The sequence below is a fragment of the Zavarzinia compransoris genome, assembly GCF_003173055.1.
Taxonomy (GTDB): Bacteria; Pseudomonadota; Alphaproteobacteria; order Zavarziniales; family Zavarziniaceae; genus Zavarzinia; species Zavarzinia compransoris.
In genome coordinates this window covers 97674-116215 of sequence record NZ_QGLF01000008.1, presented here as the reverse complement: position 1 = coordinate 116215, position 18542 = coordinate 97674, and the positions used below count along the sequence as shown (strand labels likewise).

Annotated in this window: 15 protein-coding genes; 5 read left to right on the top strand and 10 right to left on the bottom strand. The window is 67.2% G+C overall.

The genetic code is table 11. The annotated features are described in order from the left end of the window. Positions 1–49 precede the first annotated feature (49 nt). The 3 genes from DKG75_RS21945 to DKG75_RS21935 are packed head-to-tail and all read left to right on the top strand — an operon-like array spanning position 50 to position 3394. Positions 50–1270, top strand: coding sequence for an acyl-CoA dehydrogenase family protein (locus DKG75_RS21945; RefSeq protein WP_109923335.1), 1221 nt, complete (start codon positions 50–52; stop codon positions 1268–1270). A gap of 9 nt (positions 1271–1279) precedes the next feature. Beyond that, a complete protein-coding gene (locus tag DKG75_RS21940; RefSeq protein ID WP_109923334.1) occupies positions 1280–2017 on the top strand; it encodes an SDR family NAD(P)-dependent oxidoreductase in 738 nt (245 codons plus the stop codon). Positions 2018–2029: 12 nt separating this feature from the next. After that, entirely contained in the window at positions 2030–3394 is a 1365-nt protein-coding gene (locus DKG75_RS21935; protein WP_109923333.1) for an LLM class flavin-dependent oxidoreductase, read from the top strand. Positions 3395–3404: 10 nt separating this feature from the next. On the opposite strand, the gene tolR is transcribed toward DKG75_RS21935, so the two are convergent. The 9 genes from tolR to DKG75_RS21890 all read right to left on the bottom strand — a co-directional run bounded on the left by tolR (position 3405) and on the right by DKG75_RS21890 (position 12452). Further along, a complete protein-coding gene (gene tolR, locus DKG75_RS21930) occupies positions 3405–3836 on the bottom strand; it encodes a protein TolR (RefSeq protein WP_109923332.1) in 432 nt (143 codons plus the stop codon). 1 nt (position 3837) lies between these two features. Further along, positions 3838–4632, bottom strand: a complete 795-nt coding sequence (locus tag DKG75_RS21925; protein WP_109923331.1) for a MotA/TolQ/ExbB proton channel family protein — start codon at positions 4630–4632, stop codon at positions 3838–3840. A gap of 37 nt (positions 4633–4669) precedes the next feature. Further along, positions 4670–5485, bottom strand: a complete 816-nt coding sequence (locus DKG75_RS21920; RefSeq protein ID WP_109923330.1) for an energy transducer TonB — start codon at positions 5483–5485, stop codon at positions 4670–4672. A 132-nt stretch (positions 5486–5617) separates the two neighbouring features. Continuing rightward, the gene (locus tag DKG75_RS21915) at positions 5618–6364 is read right to left on the bottom strand and encodes an ABC transporter ATP-binding protein (protein WP_109923329.1); all 747 of its coding nucleotides are present in this window, start codon (positions 6362–6364) and stop codon (positions 5618–5620) included. A gap of 12 nt (positions 6365–6376) precedes the next feature. Further along, on the bottom strand, positions 6377–7162 hold the full coding sequence (locus DKG75_RS21910) for an ABC transporter permease (RefSeq protein ID WP_208111903.1): 786 nt from the start codon (positions 7160–7162) through the stop codon (positions 6377–6379). After that, positions 7159–7983, bottom strand: a complete 825-nt coding sequence (locus DKG75_RS21905) for an ABC transporter permease (protein ID WP_109923327.1) — start codon at positions 7981–7983, stop codon at positions 7159–7161. Before DKG75_RS21905 ends, DKG75_RS21910 begins: the two co-directional genes overlap by 4 nt. Positions 7984–7994: 11 nt before the next feature. Then, complete coding sequence (locus DKG75_RS21900) at positions 7995–8918, bottom strand: TauD/TfdA dioxygenase family protein (protein ID WP_109923326.1); 924 nt, start codon at positions 8916–8918, stop codon at positions 7995–7997. 28 nt (positions 8919–8946) lie between these two features. Further along, entirely contained in the window at positions 8947–10026 is a 1080-nt protein-coding gene (locus DKG75_RS21895) for an ABC transporter substrate-binding protein (protein WP_109923325.1), read from the bottom strand. Positions 10027–10034: 8 nt separating this feature from the next. Next, positions 10035–12452 (bottom strand): TonB-dependent receptor, encoded by a 2418-nt coding sequence (locus DKG75_RS21890; RefSeq protein ID WP_109923324.1) that lies wholly within the window; start codon positions 12450–12452, stop codon positions 10035–10037. A 461-nt stretch (positions 12453–12913) separates the two neighbouring features. Here DKG75_RS21890 and DKG75_RS21885 point away from each other — a divergent pair, with 461 nt between their 5' ends. Beyond that, positions 12914–14569 carry an arylsulfatase gene (locus DKG75_RS21885; protein ID WP_109923397.1) on the top strand — a complete coding sequence of 552 codons (1656 nt, stop codon included), beginning with the start codon at positions 12914–12916 and terminating at the stop codon, positions 14567–14569. Positions 14570–14606: 37 nt separating this feature from the next. Here the strand turns inward: DKG75_RS21885 and DKG75_RS21880 are convergent, their stop codons facing one another. After that, positions 14607–17162 (bottom strand): TonB-dependent receptor, encoded by a 2556-nt coding sequence (locus DKG75_RS21880; protein WP_166646304.1) that lies wholly within the window; start codon positions 17160–17162, stop codon positions 14607–14609. Between the two features lie 461 nt (positions 17163–17623). Here DKG75_RS21880 and DKG75_RS21875 point away from each other — a divergent pair, with 461 nt between their 5' ends. Further along, positions 17624–18538, top strand: a complete 915-nt coding sequence (locus tag DKG75_RS21875; protein WP_109923396.1) for a TauD/TfdA dioxygenase family protein — start codon at positions 17624–17626, stop codon at positions 18536–18538. The last annotated feature ends 4 nt before the right edge of the window (positions 18539–18542 follow it).

Genomic DNA, 18542 nt, shown 5'->3' with positions numbered 1-18542 from the left:
CCGGGCGGCGGGCGCACCACCATGGCGACATCGGTGTTCGAGGTTGCCCATGTCCACGCCCCTGCGTTCCGTTACGAATGACGTTCCACCAGTCCTGCCCGGCAGCGCGGCGCTGGACGACCTGATCGCCGCCATCACCGCCGATGCCGAGGCGCGGGACCGGGGCGAGATCGGCGCGCAGCCGGCCGTGGACCTTCTGAAGCGGGCCCGCTTCGGCGCCTTCCGCATTCCCCGCGCCGAGGGCGGCGGCGGTGCCAGCCTGGTCGAATTGTTCGAGGCGGTGATCCGCCTGGCCGAGGCGGATTCCAACATCCCCCATATCGTCCGCAATCACCTGGCCTTCGTCGAAAAGGCGCTGCGCACGCGCGACAATGCGAAGTACCGCCACTGGCTGCGCCTGTCGGCGGCAGGCAACCTCTTCGGTCTCGGCGCCAGCGAATTGGGCGTGCAGCATATCGGCAAGGGCAATGGCGCGACCGTGCTGGAACGCCGGGGCGATGCCTATGTCCTGAACGGGCGGAAGTATTACAGCACCGGCAATCACTATGGCGATTACATCTTCGTCTATGCCTATACGCCGGCGGGCGAGCCGGTGGCCGCCATGGTGCCGGTCGGTCGCGACGGTGTGGACACTACCGACGATTGGGACGGCATCGGCCAGCGCCTGACGGCCAGCGGCACCACCACTTTCACCGCCGTCCATGTCGCCCCCGACGAGGTGATCCACCAGGGCGAGGAAGACTTGAAGCTGCCCTTCGAGGCGACCTTCCCGCAGATCTACCTGACCGCGATCATCACCGGGATCCTGCGCGCCATCGTCCGGGATGGCGCCGATCTCCTGCGCGGGCGGGGCCGGAACTATTATCATGCGGTCGATCCCGTGCCGGCCAACGATCCCCTGCTGCAACAGACGATCGGCCGCCTGTCCAGCCTTGCCTATGTCGCCGAGGCGGCGGTTCTCCGCGCGGTCGAGGCCTTGGGCCGGGCGCAGGACAGCGCCGAGGCCGGCCACCCCGATCCCGCCCTCTACCGCGAAGCCAGCCTTCGCGCGGCGAAAGCCAAGGTGGTTCTCGACGAGTTGTCGATCGCGGCCGCCGGCCAATTGTTCGATGTCGGCGGGGCGTCCGCCGCGCGGCAGGCAACCCGCCTCGACCGGCACTGGCGGAATATCCGCACCCTGTCGTCCCATAACCCGGTCGCCTACAAGGCGCGCGCCATCGGCGCCTATGTCATCGACGGCAGCCCCCTGCCCAATGCTTCCTTTTTCTGAGGGCCGGCCATGACACAGGATCTGACCGGCAAGGTGATCTGGATCACCGGCGCTTCCGGCGCCCTGGGCAAGGCGACGGCGCTTGTGCTGGCCGCGCGGGGGGCGGTGGTGATCGCCTCCGGCCGCAGCGTGGCCGAGACGGCTTTCGGCACCGCCGCCATCGACCGCCTGCCCCTGGACGTGCGGGACGATGGCGCCGTGCGCGCCGCCCTCGCGACCCTGCTGGCGCGCCACGGCCGGATCGACGGCCTCGTCACCAGCACCAATGTCGGCGCCTTCGGCGATTTCCTGGACCTGACCGACGAGGACTGGCAGCGCGTGCTGGAGGCCAAGCTGCTGGGCACGGTCCGCCCCGTCCGGGCAGTGGCGCCCCATCTGGCCGCGCAGGGCGCTGGCTCCATCGTCATCATCGGCGGGCGCGGCGGCATCGATCCGCCACCCCAGCATTTTCCCGGCGCCAGCGTGAATGCGGCGCTCGACCTGCTCGTCATCGGCCTCGGCCGCCGCTTCGGGCCGCAGGGGGTGCGCAGCAATGTGATCGCCCCCGGCCCTATCCAATCGCCCCGCTTCGCCGGCATGGAGGCGACCAAGGCGGGCACGGCGCGCTACAACACCGAGAGTTCCATCCCCGGCCCCGGCCTGCCCGGCGACGTGGCCGAGGCGGCGGCCTTCCTGCTGTCGGACGCCGCGCGTTTCGTGAACGGCACCTCGCTTCTCGTCGACGGCGGCGGCCCGCCCTATAATTGATCGAGTTCCACCATGGCCAAGGAAATCAGGCTGAACGCCTTTCACATGAACACGCCCAGCCATTCCTGGGCGGGCCTGTGGCAGCACCCGCGCGACCGTTCCCTCGATTATACGACGCCCGGCTATTGGGCCGATCTCGCCCGCACGGCCGAGCGCGGCTTGTTCGACGGTGTTTTCCTGGCCGATGTCTTCGGCACCTATGACGTCTACGGCGGCAGCCGCGATGCGGCGATCGCGACGGGGGCGCAATCGCCCTCCAACGATCCCTTCATGGTCGTGCCCTTCATGGCCCAGGCGACGAGCCATATCGGTTTCGGCATCACCGCGACCTTGACCTACGAGCAGCCCTATCAATTCGCCCGGCGCTTCTCGACCCTGGATCACCTGACCGGCGGGCGCATCGGCTGGAATATCGTCACCGGTTACCTGAAGTCGGCGGCCACCGGCATGGGCCAAAGCACCGTCCGCAGCCACGACGAGCGCTATGACGCCGGCGACGATTTCATGGCCGCGGTCTACAAATTATGGGAAGGCAGCTGGGAACCGGGCGCGGTGCTGCGCGACAAGGCCCTCGGCCGCTTCACCGATCCCGCCCGCGTCCATACCGTCAGCCACCACGGCCCCTATTACCAGGTCGAGGCCGCGCACCTGAGCGAGCCTTCGCCCCAGCGCACCCCCGTGCTCTATCAGGCCGGCTCGTCCGGGCGGGGCCGCGATTTCGCCGCCCGCCACGCGGAATGCGTGTTCCTGAACGGCCAGACCAAGGCGATCGTGCGCGATGCTGTTGCGGCCATCCGCCGCCGGGCCGTCGCCTTCGGCCGGCGGGCGGAGGATATCGTGATCTTCCTCGGCGCCACCGTGGTCATCGCCCCGACCGCGGCCGAAGCCCGCGACCTTGCGGCGGATTATGCCGCCCATATCGACCCCATCGGCCAATTGGCGCTGGTTTCCGGCTGGTCCGGCATCGATTTCGCCAAATACAGGCTGGACGAAGCCATCCGCCACGAGAAAAGCAATTCGATCCAATCCTTCGTCGAGAATATCACCACGAAGGCGGCGGCGCCGATCACCCCGCGCGACCTAATCGGTTTCAACGGCATCGGCGCGCGGGGCCCCTTCGTCGTCGGCGATCCGGCGGCGGTGGCCGACGAACTTCTGTCCTGGGTCGATGAAACCGGGGTCGACGGCTTCAATCTGGCCCGCCTTGTGGTGCCGGAATCCCTGAACGCGCTGGTCGACCTGCTGGTGCCGGAATTGCAGAACCGGGGCCGCTTCAAGACCGCCTATGGCGAGGGGCCCCTGCGCCGGAAACTCTTCCCCGGCGACGGCCCCCACCTGCCCGAGCGCCACGCCGGCGCCGCCTTCCGGCACCGGTAGGCGCGTCAGGTCAGGGCTTGGCCCGGGTTTCCGAGACCAGGGCGACCTTGGTGAAACCGGCCTCGTTGATGAGGCCCATCACTTCCATCACCCGGCCGTAGGGCAGGGTCTTGTCGCCGCGCACATGGATGCGGCGGTCGGGCTCGCCCGCGGCCTCGGCCCGGATGCGGGCGATCAGCTCCGCCGGCACCACTTCGGCCTTGTCGACATAGACTTTGCCCGCACCGTCGAGGCTGACCACGATCGGCGGCTTCTGCTCGATCAGCGGCTGGGCCGAGGCGGTGGGCAGGTTCACCGGCACGCCGATGGTCATCATCGGCGCGGCGACCATGAAGACGATCAGCAGGACCAGCATGACATCGACCAGCGGGGTTACGTTGATCTCGCTGATCGCGCCGCCCAGGTCGTCGTCGTCGTCGCCGGATTTCAGGGAGAAGGCCATCTCACGCCCTCCCCGCCAGCGGCTGGCCGAGCGGGACGTCCGCCGCGGTCCCGCCCTCGATCACCAGCGGCCGGCCGGCGGCGAGGTGACGGGACAGGTTCACGTCGAACGTGCCGATCAGCGTGTTCAGGCGCTTGGAATAGCGCCCGACATCGCCCGCCGCCCGGTTATAGGCGACCACCGCCGGGATCGCCGCGACCAGGCCGAGGGCGGTGGCGAACAGCGCCTCGGCGATGCCGGGTGCCACCACGGCCAGGCTGGTGTTGTTGGTCGCGGCAATGCCCTGGAACGAGTTCATGATGCCCCAGACCGTGCCGAACAGCCCGACGAACGGCCCGACCGAACCGACGGTGGCAAGCACGGTCAGTCCGCGCTGCAGATGTTCCACCTCGGCGCCGGCGGCCAATTGGCCGATGCGGTGCACCCGTTCCTTCAGGCTGTCCTTGTTGGCATCGCCCTGGTCGAGGCCTTCCTTCCGGCTCTTGTCCCATTCGCCGACCATGGCGTCATAGACCGATCGGAACGGATCGGACGGAAAAACCGCCAGCCGGCGGCCCAGCCCGGCGATCGAGCCGTCGGCCTGGAAGGCGGCGAGAATGCCCCGCGCCCGCCCGTGCAGGCGATTGAGCTTCACCAGCTTGGCGAAGATCAGGCCCCAGCTCCAGACCGACGCCAGCACCAGAAGGATCATGATGGTCTTCACCACCGTATCCGCCTGATAGAACAATTCGAGGGCGGACAGCGCGTGGGCCGGCGCGGCAGCGCCCAGGGCCTCGACCGGGGTTTCGGGATTCATGCGGCAACTCCTGTAAGTTTCAACATCGCCTGGATGCTCAATTCAGCTTGTAGACGATGGCGCCGGTCAGCTTGTAGGACGCGGCGCCGAGTTCGGGCAGTTTCGGATAGGGCCCGGCGTTCTGCAGGGCCTCGGCCGCCGCCTTGTCCAGGGCCTCGATGCCGGAGGGCGTGATCTCGAAGGACAGCAGCCGGCCGTCCGGGGCCAGCGTCAGGGTGTAGCCGACCCGCCCCTCCTGCCCCTTCAACTGGGCGGCGCGGGGGTAGCGGTTCAGGGCATAGCGGCTGATGCGGCCGCGCACGTCCTTCACGTAATCGCTGGGGATCCCCGGGGGCTGGGGGGCCGGCGGGGCGATCACGGCCGCCGGGACCGGATTGGCCACGGCCGGGGCCGGCGACGGCACCGGCGCCGCCACGGCCGGTTTCGGCGGCGCGGGCTTCGGCGGGGCGGGCTTCACCACCTTGGGTTTCGGCGGCGGCGGGGGCGGCGGGGGCGGTGCGGCCACCACTTCTTCCGGCACCTCGGCGATAACGGGCGGGGGCGGCGGCTCGATCGGGGCGGCCTCGACCGGCGGCGGGGGCTCGACGGCTGCCGGCGGGGGCGGTTCCACCGCCTGGGGCGGCGGGATTTCGGCCACGTCCTGCACCGGCGGCAATTGGGGCTCGGGAGCGACCAGGACCATTTCGACCGGCGCCTCTTCCGGCACCGGCGGCGGCTCGACACTGGCATCGAGAATGACCGCGCCGAGGACGAGGTGCAGCGCGACCGAAGCCGCGATCCCCCAGGTTTCGGGCGCCGGCCGGCGACGCACCGCCACCGCCGTCGCCACATCGTCCCAAGCCACCGTCGTCATCTCTCGCCTTCCTTGCGGCACCGCCTGGGCGGGCCATTTACACAGTACAATTTAGGTGAAAAATTATTTTAACATCATTGTTAGAAATTTTCCGCAGTGGTCAATATGAGAAAATGTTAAATCTGGCCGCACTTACAGCGGTGCCCCCAGCGCGGCGAGAATTTCGGCCCTGTGGCGGCTGAAATCGCTGTCGATCCGATGCCTGGGGCGCGCCGCGTCGATCTCGACGATGCGGGCGATGCGGCCCGGCCGGGGCGACATGACCACCACCCGGTCGGCCAGGAACACCGCCTCTTCGACGTCATGGGTGACCAGGATCATGGTGATCCCTTCCTGTTCCCAGATGCGCTGCAACTCGGTTTGCAGGCGCGCCCGGGTCAGGGCGTCGACCGCGCCGAAAGGTTCGTCCAGCAGCAGGATCCCGGGCCGGGCGACGAGGCCGCGGGCGATCGCCGCGCGCTGCGCCATGCCGCCGGACAATTGATGCGGAAAGGCTTTCTCGAAGCCGGCAAGGCCGACGAGGGCGATATGTTCGGCCACCGCCCGGCGCTTTTCCGCCGGCGCGAGATCGGCATTTTCCAGGGCGAGGGCGATGTTCTGCTCGACCGTCGCCCAGGGGAACAGCCGGTGATCCTGGAACACGATGCCGCGCGCGAGGCTGGTGCCCGCGATCCGCACGCCATCGTGCAGCACATCGCCCTCATAGGCGGTGTCGAGGCCGCTGATCAGGCGCAGCAGGGTGGATTTGCCGCAGCCGCTGGCGCCGACCAGCACCAGGAATTCGCCGGGCACGACATCGATGCTGACCCGGTCGAGCGCGGTCAGCGCCGCCCCGCCCGGGCCGAAGCGCTTGGTAACGTCACGAATGGCAAGGGTCATGGCCCGGTCCTTTCAGCGGGCGGCGCGCGGGCGCCAGCGCAGCACCCGGGCTTCGAGCGCGCCGGCAAGGCGCAGGAACAGCAGGCCGACGCCGCCGATCACCAGCATGTCGAAAACCAGGATATCCATGCGGAACTGGTCGCGGGCGTTCAGCATCTGGCTGCCGAGGCCGGGTGCCGCCTCGAAGAAATAGTCGGCGCCGATGACCGCCAGCCAGGCATAGATCAGGCCGACCTGCACGCCGCCGACCAGCGCCGGCATCGCTCCCGGCAGCACCAGCCGGCGCAGGCGCTGCCACCGGGTCAGGCGGAAGGCCCGCGCCACCTCGACGAAGCGGGGATCGATCGCCCGCACCCCTTCGGCCGCGCTGATCATCAGGGGAAAGAACACCGCCAGGGCGACGAAGGCGACCTTGGCCGTCTCGCCGGTGCCGAGCCAGATCGACATCAGGGGAATCCAGGTGAAGATCGCCACCTGCTTGGTCGCGTTCAGCACCGGCCCGAACAAGCGCTCGAAGACGCGCGACGCGCCGAGGGCGAAACCGACCCCGGTCCCGGCCAGGGCGCCGAGCACGAAGCCGAGCGCGTGGCGGAACAGGCTGTGACCCAGCCCGATCCAGGTCTCGGCGGCAAAGGCCTGGCCGACGCCGCCGGCCAGCACCACGCCCGGCGCGGCCCAGACCTGGCCGTCCAGCCAGCCGAGGCGCGAACTCAGGTCCCAGAAGGCGACCAGCAGGACCGGCAGGGCCAGCCCCTCGACCAGGGCGACGCCGCGGGGCGGACGGGCGGCGGCCATCATGCCACCCGCCCGCCGAAACGGCGCTGCAAGCCGGCCTCGGCCGTCACCAGCACCCGGTCCATGACATAGCCGATGATGCCGATCACCGCCATCATGGCCAGCATCAGGTCAAGCTGGAACAATTGCCGTCCCCAGACCATCAGGTAGCCGATGCCCTCGGTCGAGGCCAGCATCTCGACCACGACCAGCGTAACCCAGGCGGTGGTCAGGCCGTTGCGCAGGCCGGTGAAGACCGGCAGCAGGGCCGCAGGCAGCACGATCCGGCGCAGCACCTGCCGGCGGCTCAGGCGATAGACCCGGCCGACCTCGAAATAGGCTTCGGGCACCTGCCGGAAACCGTTCATCGTGGCCAGCACCACCGGCGTGAACGCGGCCTTGGCGATGATGGTGATCTTCAACGCCTCGCCGATGCCGAGCAGCAGCATGAGCAGGGGTAGCCAGCCGACCACGGGAATGATCGCGATCAGGATCAAGGTCGGGCGGAACACCCTCTCCACCCGCGGCGAAAGCCCCATGACGGCGCCGAGCGCAAGGCCGATCGCCGCGCCGATGACGAACCCCAGGGCGACCCGGAACAGGGAGATCGAGAGATTGTCCGACAATTCGCCGCTGCCCGCGACCTCCAGCAGTGTCTGCCAGACCAGGGCCGGCGCCGGCAGCACCTGTTCGGCGACGAGGCCGTAGGCATGCGCCGCCTGCCACGCCCCGAGCAGGAGCAGCGGCACGGCAAGCCCCGCCGCCGCCCGCCCCAGCCCGCGCCAGCGGGCCCGCCGGGCCGGGGCGCCCGGCAGCGCGGGCAAGGTCACGTCGACGGCGGCCACGGTCCCCCGCCCTATTCCGCCGCGGCCGGCCGGCGGAGGAGGTCGCCGTTGACCCGGGTCACGCTGGGCCGCCCGTCCAGGCTGACCGGCGCCGAGCCGGCCAGCGTCGCCCGGCGGACGATGCGGTCCTGGCTGCCGTAATCGTCGATGGCGTAATGCTGGGTCTGGCGGTTGTCCCAGATGGCGATGTCGCCCACCGTCCAGCGCCAGCGCACCGTATTCTCCAGGCGCGTGACATAGGCTTGCAGGATCTGGAACAGGCTTTGCGAATGGGCGTCGGAAAAGCCCTTGAAACGCTTGACGAAATGGCCGAGCAGCAGGTTCCGCTCGCCGGTCTCGGGATGGACGTGGACCACCGGGTGTTCCGTCTCGTAGACGGTCGAGGCGAACACCGCCTGGAACGCGCGCCGGGCATCCTCGCCGAGGTCGGGGCGCGCGGCGGCGTAATCGTAGAGATTGGTGTGCACGGCCCACAGCCGGTCGGCCAGTTCCCGCAGTTCGGGCGGCAGGTCGAGATAGGCGGAGGCGGTATTGGCCCAGACCGTGTCGCCGCCCGCCGGCGGGATCACCACCGCGCGCAGGATCGACGCTTCCGGATAGGCATCGACGAAAGTAACGTCCGTGTGCCAGGAATTGGCGCGGGCGCCGTGTTTCGAATCGAGTTCCAGCAGGGTCGCCGTCCCCGCCACCGCGGGCACGGTCGGATGGGCGACGGGCGTGCCCAGGCGCTGGGCGAAGCGTTCCTGTTCCTGGTCGGTCAGGTGGCCCTGGCCGCGGAAGAAGATCACCTTGTGGCGGAGCAAGGCCTGGCGCACGGCCGCCAACGTGGCGGCCTCGATCTCGCCCGAGAGGGCGACGCCGCGAATTTCCGCGCCGATACGCCCGGCGACGGGATGAATGTCGAGAACGGGCAGGGTCTCTGTCACAGGGCTCATCGGTCGTCTCCTCATGCTCCAGCCCCCCTCAGCGGCGGGGCTGCCCTTCCTTGTCATAGGCGGTCCAGGTGTCCTGAAGGCCGAGCGCGGCAACGGCGCGGTCGAGCGGGCCGCGGTCGAGCCAGCCGGCGACATCGACCTCGCGCCGCACCAGCCGATAGGCCAGGGCATCGGTGGCCGCCGCCTCGAAGCGGCCGACGGCGAAATCGTCGAGCAGGGGACTGTTGAAGTCCCGCGCCGCGACGCCGTCGAATTCCTCGTTGTAATTGGCCAGGGGCAAGCCGCTGCCTGCCCACAGCCCGAAGACGGCCTGGCGGTTGGCCTCGTCCGAGGCCCAGGCGGCCTCAGCGACCACCGCCCGCACCACGCGGTCGACGAGCGCCGGGTATTTCGCCGCGAACTCGTCGGTCACCAGAAAGCCGCCGAGGACGGTCAGGGTCGGCGAGCGGCCCCGCGTCGTATAGACGATATTGGCCGAGCCGAGATCGCGGATCGCCAGCATGTAGAAGGCGCCGAAGGCGGCATCGACCTGTTTCGATGCGAGCGCCGCGAAGGCGGCCGAGGGATCGAGGTTGACCACCTTCAGGTCACGCTCGCTCAAGCCTTCGCTGGCCAGGATCCGGTTCGCCGCCAGATGGGTGTTGGTGCCCTTGAAATTGGCCACCGTCCGCCCCTTCAGGTCCGGGATCGAGGTCACGGGCGGCTTGCCCTCGCCCGCCCGGGCGGCCCCGGGCAGCGGCACCGCGACATAGGTATTGGTGCGCGCCATCTGGGTCAGCAGCAGCCGGGTCTTCAACCCGCCGGCCCGCCCCATCACGGCCGGCAGGTCGCCGATGACGGCGAAATCGAGCTGGCCGTTGGCCAGCCCCTCGTTCACCGCCGGCCCGGCCCCCTTCAGGAACTGCCATTCGACCTTGATCCCCTCGGCCGCCAGTTCCTTCTCGATGGCGCCGTGGAGATGGGCGACGGCGACGGTGCCGAGACCGTAGACCGGCTTGCCACTGAGGCCGGCGCCGGGAAAGCCGATCCGGATCACCTCCGGCTCGGCGGCTTCGGCGATGCCGCCGATCAGGACGACGGCAAAGGCGAAGAGACGGAGCAATCGCATCGCCGGCCTCAGAAATTCACGCGGAGCGTGGTGCCGACGGTGCGCGGATCGCCCACCTGCGGCGCGAAGATCAGGGCCGACTGACCGGGGATGGAACCGAGCAGGACCGGATACTTTTCGTCGAAGAGATTCCGCGACCAGATCGAAAGATCCCAGCTGCGGTCGCTGGCGCGAATGCCGGCCCGGAGATCGACGATGCTGCGCTCCGGCACCTTCAGATATTGGGAATTGACGCCGCTGTAATAGGAGCCGGTATAGGCCAGATTGCCGCCGACATAGCCGGTCAGCGCGGTGGCCGCCCATTCGCCCAGCTCGTGGGCATAGTCGGCACCGAAGAAGGCCTGCCAGCGGGGCGCACCGGACAGGGCCTTGCCGGTGAGATCCGTCGGGACGCCGGGGGTTTCGGGCCGGGGCGTGCCGCCAGTGAAATTCAGATAGGTCGCGTCGTTGTAGGAGCCCGAGGCGGTGAGGCGCAGGCCCGGCAGCGGCGCCGCCTGGATTTCCAGCTCGACGCCGCGCGCCCGGACATCACCGACATTGGAGATGAAATTCACCGTCGGCGGGCCGGCGCTGTAGCGCTGCTGCTGGACATCCTCGACCTCGGTCCAATAGCCGCCGATATTGACCTGGAGCCGGCGGTTGAGCCATTCGCTCTTCAGGCCGATTTCAAAGTCGTCCACCGTCTCGGGATCGACCACCGGGCCGACCCCGGCCGGGCGGGTGGAACTGCGGTTGAAGTTGATCCCGCTCGACTTGAAGCCGCGCGAGTAGAAGGCATAGACGAGCACATTCTCGTCGGCCTTGTAGCTGAGGTTCAGCGTGCCGGACAGGCCGCCGTCGCTGGTGCTGCTGGAGAAACTCTCCGGCGCCCCGAGAACGAGCGCGCGGACGCCGGCGACCGTCGGCTGCAGGAAGGCCGGGAAGGCGCCGAGGGGCGTGCCCTGGTCGATGGCGTGGCTGAAGTCCCCGGTCTTTTCCTCGTAGGTATAGCGCAGGCCCGCCGTGAGATCGATGCGTTCCGTAACATGCCAGGTGGCCTGTCCGAAGCCGGCATAGCTGTCCGTCTTCGCCGCCGAATGTTCGTAGATCGCGGTGCCGTTGAGCACCGCCGCCGGCAGGGCCGGGGCGCCGGTCAGCCAGGTCGTGGCGGCGGCGCCATGGGTCTGCGTATAGTCGCTGACCAGCGACTGATAGAAATAATAGAGGCCGACGACATATTCGACATTGTCGTCCTTCGGCGAGGCCAGGCGGATTTCCTGGCTGAACTGTTCCTGGTCGGAATCATAGCCGAGTTGGGTGAGGACCGGGATCGGCAGGTTGTCGCTGTCGTTGTTCGGGCGGAAATTCCAGTTGCGGAAGGCCGAGATCGAGGTAAGCGTGAACCCACCCGCGAGTTCGAGATTGGCCTCGGCGGAAATGCCGCGCTGCTGGATATCGAGATGCTGATAGGCGTCGATATTGGCGTCGCGGCTGTCCCGGTCGATGGCCAGACCGCCGGGGAACAAGGCGCCGATAGCGGCATTGAGCGAGGCGTTCGGCGCCCTGCCCCAGATGACGCCGGTGGAACCGTCGAGTTCCTGGCTGCCGTAATCGGCGATCACCCGCAGGCTGAAATTCTCGCTCGGCACCCAGAGGCCCTGCGCCCGCAGGGATACATTGTTGTAGTCGTTCAGCGTGTCGTCGTTGATGCCGTTCGGATTGACGTTGTCGAAAAAGCCGTCGCGGTCCGAGACCGAGGCCGACAGGCTGAGCGCCAGATCTTCGCTGACCGGCCCGGTCACCCGGGTACGGAACTGGCGATAGTCGTAATTGCCGAAGGAGGCTTCGGCGGAAAGGCTGGGGGTGAAGCTCGGCTTCGCCGTGGTGATCGACAGGGCGCCGGCGGCGGTATTCTTGCCGAACAGCGTCCCCTGCGGCCCGCGCAGCAATTCCACCCGCTCGAGTTCCAGGAAATCGAAGGTCCAGGACGAAGGCCGGGCGTAATAGACGCCGTCGACGAAGAAGCCGACCGCATTCTCGAGCCCGTCGTTGGCGATGCCCGAGCCGAGCCCGCGAATGGCAAAGCTCGTGTTGCGCGGGTTGAGCACCGAGAAGGAGATATTCGGCAATTGCTGGGTCAGGTCGCGGATATTGGTCACCCGCTCCTCCTCCAGCTTCTTGCCCGAGATCACGGTGAGCGGCAGAGGCACGTCCTGCGCCTGTTCCTCGCGCTTCCGCGCCGTCACCACCACGTCGTCGACGGTGGCGGCGAGGCCGGTCTCGTCCGCTGCCGCGGCGCCATCCTGCTGCTGCTGCGCGGCGGCGATGCCCGTCAGCGCTGTCGTCCCCAGCACGGCGACCAGCGCCGCCCGGATGGTAACCGCCCTATTCCCCTTCGGCTTGGACACGGCAAGGCCGTCCGCCGAAGCCCCTTGGCTCGCACGCATGAACTCAACTCCCGATATCGAAACCGCGCCGCGGCGGCAAATGCTTCAGTCCGGAGGGACGCCCCTCGCCCTCAACGGCAACAGGAATAGGCACCGCAAGGGGTGCGGGCCAGGCCCGGGGCCCGCGCCGCAGGCTTTGGATCAGGGCGCCGTGCGCCACCGCTATCGTTCATACGCCACCCACCGCGATCAGCTTTGTTGTAGAAATTCAAATCATCCCCGCAGCACTTGAGTCAATAAATTAATTTTAACGCATTATGAATGGTATTAAAGGTGCGACACTGCGGTGGATGGCTGCAATTCACCGATATTCAAGCCTCTCTCTCCGATGGCAATCAGCGGGGCCGGCGATCCCACGGGGTGGATCGCCTGGCACCGAACTCGGCACTGGCGCCGAATCATATTTAATGCAGTATAATTAATATATTCACATCTATTTCTTGATTTAATGGAGCCCCATGATGTCCAGCACGACCCCGCCGGCCCGCAAGCGGCCCAATTTCCTCGTCATCGTCGCCGATGACCTGGGCTTTTCCGATCTCGGCGCCTTCGGGGCCGAGATCGCGACGCCGAACCTCGACGCCCTGGCCGAGGCCGGGCTGCGGCTGACCGATTTCCATTCGGCCCCCGCCTGCTCCCCCACCCGTTCCATGCTGCTGACCGGGACCGATCACCATATCGCCGGCATTGGCACCATGGCGGAAGCCATGCTGCCCCAGCTTCAGGGCCTGCCGGGTTACGAGGGGCACCTGAACGACCGGGTGGTGACGGTGCAGGAACTGCTGCGCGATGCCGGTTACACCACCTTGCTGTCGGGCAAATGGCATCTGGGGCTGACCCTCGAAACCTCGCCCCATGCCCGCGGCTTCGACCGCTCCTTCGCCCTGCTGCCCGGGGCCGCCAATCATTACCGCTTCGATCCCGAGCGCGAGGTCAGCCTCGGCATCGGCCGGACGCTCTATACCGAGGACGACCGTTTCGTCGAAAAACTGCCGGACGATTTCTATTCGTCCGATTATTTCGCCACCCGGCTGATCGAATTCCTGGACGGGCGGGCGGACAAGGACCAGCCCTTCTTCGCCTATCTGGCCTTTTCCGCCCCGCATTGGCCGCTGCAGGCCCCGGACGAGGTGATCGCCAAATACAAGGGCCTCTATGACGACGGGCCGGAAGCCCTGCGCCAGCGCCGGCTGAAGCGGGTGAAGGACCTGGGCCTCGTGCCCGAGGATGCGGTGCCCCACCCGGTCGTCGCCGGCGACCGGGCGTGGGAAGACCTGACCCCGGAGGAACGCACCCGTTCCGCCCGCAAGATGGAAGTCTATGCCGCCATGGTCGACCGCTTGGACGAGAACGTGGGCCGGGTGGTCGAACACCTGCGCGCCGCCGGGGAACTGGAGGACACGGTGGTGATCTTCCTCTCGGACAATGGCGCGGAGGGGGCCCTGCTCGAAGCCATTCCGGTCTTCGGCACCGCCCTCGTCTCCCTGATCGAACAGAATTACGACAATAGTCTCGACAATATCGGCCGGGGCAATTCCTTCGTCTGGTACGGGCCGCGCTGGGCCCAGGCGGCGACGGCACCTTCTCGCCTCTACAAGACTTTCACCACCGAGGGCGGGATCCGGGTGGTTTCCTTCATCACCTGGTCGCGCCTCGCCCGCCAGCAGACCATCGGCCATGCCTTCGCCACCGCCATGGACATTACGCCGACCATCCTGGAACTGGCCGGCGTGCCCCACCCCGGCACGGCCTACAAGGGCCGTGCGGTCGAAGCGCCGCGCGGGAAATCCCTCGTCCCCTACCTCCAGGCGGTGGAGGACGAGGTGCACGGGCCCGACCATGCCGTCGGCTGGGAATTGTTCGGCCGGCGCGGCATCCGCCGGGGCGACTGGAAGGCGGTGCATCTGCCCGCGCCGGAAGGGCCGGGCCGCTGGCAGCTTTACGATCTCGCCACCGATCCGGGCGAAACCGCCGACCTCGCCGCCAGCCACCCGGCGAAACTGGCGGAACTGCTGGGCGATTGGGATGCCTATGCGGCGGAAACCGGCACCGTGGTGGTGCCCCTGACCGAGGCGCTGGAAGCGCTGGCCGCCGGCGGCCTGAAACTGGACGCCTGACGGCCCGGGGCGGGGGGACCTCCCCCGCCCCTTCGCCTTACCAGCTGTAGCGCACCGTGGCGCCATAGGTCCGCGGGTCCCCGGGCACCACGATGATGGCGCCCAGGTTCTGCGGCACGCCGGCCGCGCCGACGATGTAATTCTCGTCGAACAGATTCTTGGCCCAGACCGAGACCGACCATTTCCGGTCCGCCGAGCGGAGCCCGAGGCGAAGGTTGGTCAGGCCATAGGCCGGCACAATGGTGAGCGACGAGGACGGCGACGTATTGTAGGACGAGCGATAGGCATATTCGCCGCCGATGAAACCGACCACGTCCTGCCCCCGAACCTCGCCGAGTAGATGGGAATATTCGGCGCCGATATAGGCGCTCCACAGCGGGGCTGCCCCCGCCCGCTTGCCCGACAGGTCGACATGGCATTCCTCGCCGCTGGCGACGATCTGCTCGGGCGGGCAAGGGGCATTCGCATAGGACAGAATCTTGGCATCGTTATAGGACACCGACCCGGTCACCGCGAGGCCCGGCAGCGGAAAAACGATCCCCTCCACCTCGATGCCGCGCACGCGCAATTCGCCGACATTGGAGAGATAGGTGGTGAAGGTCTGGCTGTCGATCAACGTCGCTTGGTAGCCTTCGACATTGGTCCAGTAGAGCGCCGTATTCAGTTGCAGGTGGTTCTGGAACCAGGATGTCTTCAGGCCCAGCTCGTAACCGGTCGCAACCTCGGGATCGATATCGCGCGAGACGCCGGGCGAGACCGAGGAGAAATTGATCCCGCCCGATTTGTACCCGCGGGCGACCAGGGCATAGGCCAGGATATTCTCGCGGATCTTGTAGCCGAGGTTGACGAGGCCTGAGAGATTGCTTTCGTCGCGCGAGGCGCTGAAGGCTTCCGGCGTCGCCACCTGCTGCTTGATCTGATCGTCGATCGGCGCGCTGAGGGCGCCCGCGCCGAGCGTATCCAGCAGCCCGTTCACCACCCCGGCCAGGGCCTCGGGCAGGAGCGAGCCGGTAAGGCCGCCGGTGACCGTGCCGCCACCCTCGTACCAGGCGGTGAAATCGCCCTGTTTCTTTTCGATCGTATAGCGAAGGCCGGCGGTCAGCGCCCATTGATCCGTCAGGTTCCAGGTCGCCTGGCCAAAGGCGGCGTAGCTTTCGGTTTCCGGGGTCGCGTGCTGATAGGAATGCAGGCCGTTCAGCACAGTGTTGATCACCGGATAGATCAGGCCGTCGATCGCCTCGACCCCGGTCAGGTTCAGGAGGATCGCGCCCGCGTCCTCGCCCAGTTCCAGATCCTGGGTGCTGTCGATCTTCTGCTTGAAGTAGTAAAGGCCGGCGACGTAATCGAGGGTTTCCCCGCCGGGTGAGGCCAGGCGGATTTCCTGCGTGAACTGGCTCTGGTGCGAGAGCACGCCGACCTGGGGCAGCACCGACATGGCGGTGAAATCGCTGTCGTTATGGGGATCGAAATCCCATTCGCGATAGGCCGTGATCGAGGTCAGGGTGTGATCGCCGAAGACCTGCCAGTCCGCCGCCGCCGACAGGCCCCATTGCTTCATCTTGATGTATTGGGGATCGTTGATGTCGGTCTGCCGCGCCGAGGGATCGAAGGGCAGCGGGGTATAGCCGACGCGCTGCGCCCGCGTCGGATAATTGTTGGTATAGGGGCTGCCGTCCGGCTGGGTTTCGATCGCCTGGCCGATCAGCTGCACGCAGCAATCCTGGTCCTGGCGGCCGTAGTCGGCGATCACCCGCAGGGTGAAATCGTCGCTCGGCACCCATAGCGCCTGGCCGCGGACGCTGAGATTGTTGTAATCGTTCAGATCGCGGGCGGCCTTCGATTCCGGATTGACGTTGGTGACGAAGCCGTCCCGGTCGGAATAGGAGGTGGTGAGGCGCAGGGCCAGGGTCTCGCTCACCGGTCCGGAGACGGTCGACTGGAATTGCTTGTAGTTGTAGTTGCCGATCGAGAGTTCGGTGCTGGCTTCGGGCGTGAAGCTCGGCTTTTTCGTCTCGATCGAGAGGGCGCCGGCGGTGGTATTCTTGCCGTAGAGCGTGCCCTGCGGCCCGCGCAGCAATTCCACCCGCTCGATATCGTAGAGATCGAAGGTCGAGGCGCCGGGCCTTGCGTAATAGACCCCGTCGATGAAGACGCCGACCGCGCTTTCCAGCCCGTCGTTGGCGATCGACGAGCCGAGGCCGCGGATCGAGATGCTGGCATTCCGGGCATTGGGCACGAAGAACTGCACATTCGGCAATTGCTGCTGCAACTGGCGGATATTGGTGGTGCCCGTCTCCTCCAGCCGGGCGCCGGTGACGACGGTCAGCGCCGCCGGCACTTCCTGCGCCTTTTCCTCGCGCCGGCGGGCGGTGACCACCACATCCTCGACCGCGGCTTCGAGGCCGGTCTCGTCGGCCCCGGCATCAACGGCCAGCGCCGCACCGGCTTCAAGGGCCTGAGCGACGACGATCGGCACCTCGGCATCGGGCCCCGCGAAGGCAGTCAGGGCTGAAAAGGCGGTACCGCCCAGCAGGGCGGCCAGCGCCAGCGACCGGCGCGGAGAGACGAGGGACGGCAATATCGAAAACGGCATGGGCAAGATTCCGGCAGGCGGGCAAGGGCCCCTTGGATCGATCAGCGGCGGGGCGGGCAGTCCCGTCCGGGTCGACATCGGCCGGTCATGGCGGAGAAGCATATCGGCACGCGACACCTATTCACAAACATACAATGTTGTAATTATTATTGAACACCATAACCCGGAGTCTCAATTTTTAATGCAACCATTTTAGGTCTAAAATGGCGCCCGGTGTATTATAATATATTGATTATAAATGATATTTTTCCAATTTCCGGACACCACGACGGATAATTGACTCAATCGGATTCGTTCTTCAATTTTGAAGACATGATCATTATGTCCATAATCTTATTATACAGATTTTTATCTGTTCATAGGAGACGGCACCTCGTCCCGGCGGCGGAGGTCCCGCCGGGACCGCGTTCGCCCGCGCCCCGCCCCTTCCCGCTTTCGCCCCTCGACCAAGGAACATGACCATGAACGCCATCACCGGCGCGCTTGCCGCCGCGCCAGGACCCCAGGACGACCTCGATCCCGCGGGGCTGGTCGTCACCCGCCTCGGCCCGGTGCTGGGCGCCGAGATCGCCGGCATCGACCTGCGGCAGGCGCCGTCGCCCGAACAGGCGCGGGCGCTGCGCGCCCTTTGGGTCCGGCACAAGGTGCTCGTCTTCCGCGACCAGGACCTCAGCCACGCGCAGCATATCGCCTTCGCCCGCCTGTTCGGCGAGTTGGAGGGCCATCCGGTAACCCAGCATGTGCCGGGCCATCCGGAAGTGCTGATCATCTCCAGCGACGAGATCCGCAAATTCGTGCCGACGCCGGACGTTCTCAGCTTCTACAAGACGCTGAACAAATGGCACGCCGACGTCACCTTCCGGGAAAAGCCGTCGCTGGGCGCGGCGCTGCGCTCGCGCATCATCCCGGACCTCGGCGGCGACACGATCTTCGCCGATGCGGTCGCGGTCTATGACGCGCTGCCGGCGGACGTGAAGGCGCGCATCGAAGACCTGGAAGCGGAGCACGACATCCTGAAGAGCTTCGGCTTCCGGGTGTCGGACGAGAAGCGGGCCGCGCTGGCGCTGGAATATCCGCCGCGCCTGCACCCGGTGGTGCCCCGCCACCCGGAGACCGGCGAGAAACTGCTGTTCGTCAATTCCGCCTTTACCAACCGCATCGTCGGCCTGCCGGAACAGGAAGCGGAAGACCTGCTGCACTATCTGCTGGAACAATTCAAGGTGCCGGAACACCAGGTGCGCATCCGCTGGGGCGTGAACTCCATCGTGCTGTGGGACAATCGCGCCACCCAGCATTACGCGGTCGGCGACTATTGGCCCGAGGATCGCATCCTCGAACGGGTCACGCTCGCGGGCGACAGCGTGCCCGGGCGCTGACGCC

Excerpts from the sequence above, each read along its gene's own strand:
- DKG75_RS21945 (WP_109923335.1), top strand. The coding sequence starts at position 50 with ATGTCCACGCCCCTGCGTTCCGTTACGAATGACGTTCCACCAGTCCTG.
- DKG75_RS21915 (WP_109923329.1), bottom strand. The coding sequence starts at position 6,364 with ATGACCCTTGCCATTCGTGACGTTACCAAGCGCTTCGGCCCGGGCGGG.
- DKG75_RS21940 (WP_109923334.1), top strand. The coding sequence starts at position 1,280 with ATGACACAGGATCTGACCGGCAAGGTGATCTGGATCACCGGCGCTTCC.
- DKG75_RS21900 (WP_109923326.1), bottom strand. The coding sequence starts at position 8,918 with ATGAGCCCTGTGACAGAGACCCTGCCCGTTCTCGACATTCATCCCGTC.
- DKG75_RS21880 (WP_166646304.1), bottom strand. The coding sequence starts at position 17,162 with ATGCCGTTTTCGATATTGCCGTCCCTCGTCTCTCCGCGCCGGTCGCTG.
- DKG75_RS21935 (WP_109923333.1), top strand. The coding sequence starts at position 2,030 with ATGGCCAAGGAAATCAGGCTGAACGCCTTTCACATGAACACGCCCAGC.
- DKG75_RS21875 (WP_109923396.1), top strand. The coding sequence starts at position 17,624 with ATGAACGCCATCACCGGCGCGCTTGCCGCCGCGCCAGGACCCCAGGAC.
- DKG75_RS21895 (WP_109923325.1), bottom strand. The coding sequence starts at position 10,026 with ATGCGATTGCTCCGTCTCTTCGCCTTTGCCGTCGTCCTGATCGGCGGC.
- DKG75_RS21885 (WP_109923397.1), top strand. The coding sequence starts at position 12,914 with ATGTCCAGCACGACCCCGCCGGCCCGCAAGCGGCCCAATTTCCTCGTC.
- DKG75_RS21920 (WP_109923330.1), bottom strand. The coding sequence starts at position 5,485 with ATGACGACGGTGGCTTGGGACGATGTGGCGACGGCGGTGGCGGTGCGT.
- DKG75_RS21890 (WP_109923324.1), bottom strand. The coding sequence starts at position 12,452 with ATGCGTGCGAGCCAAGGGGCTTCGGCGGACGGCCTTGCCGTGTCCAAG.
- DKG75_RS21910 (WP_208111903.1), bottom strand. The coding sequence starts at position 7,162 with ATGATGGCCGCCGCCCGTCCGCCCCGCGGCGTCGCCCTGGTCGAGGGG.
- DKG75_RS21925 (WP_109923331.1), bottom strand. The coding sequence starts at position 4,632 with ATGAATCCCGAAACCCCGGTCGAGGCCCTGGGCGCTGCCGCGCCGGCC.
- tolR (WP_109923332.1), bottom strand. The coding sequence starts at position 3,836 with ATGGCCTTCTCCCTGAAATCCGGCGACGACGACGACGACCTGGGCGGC.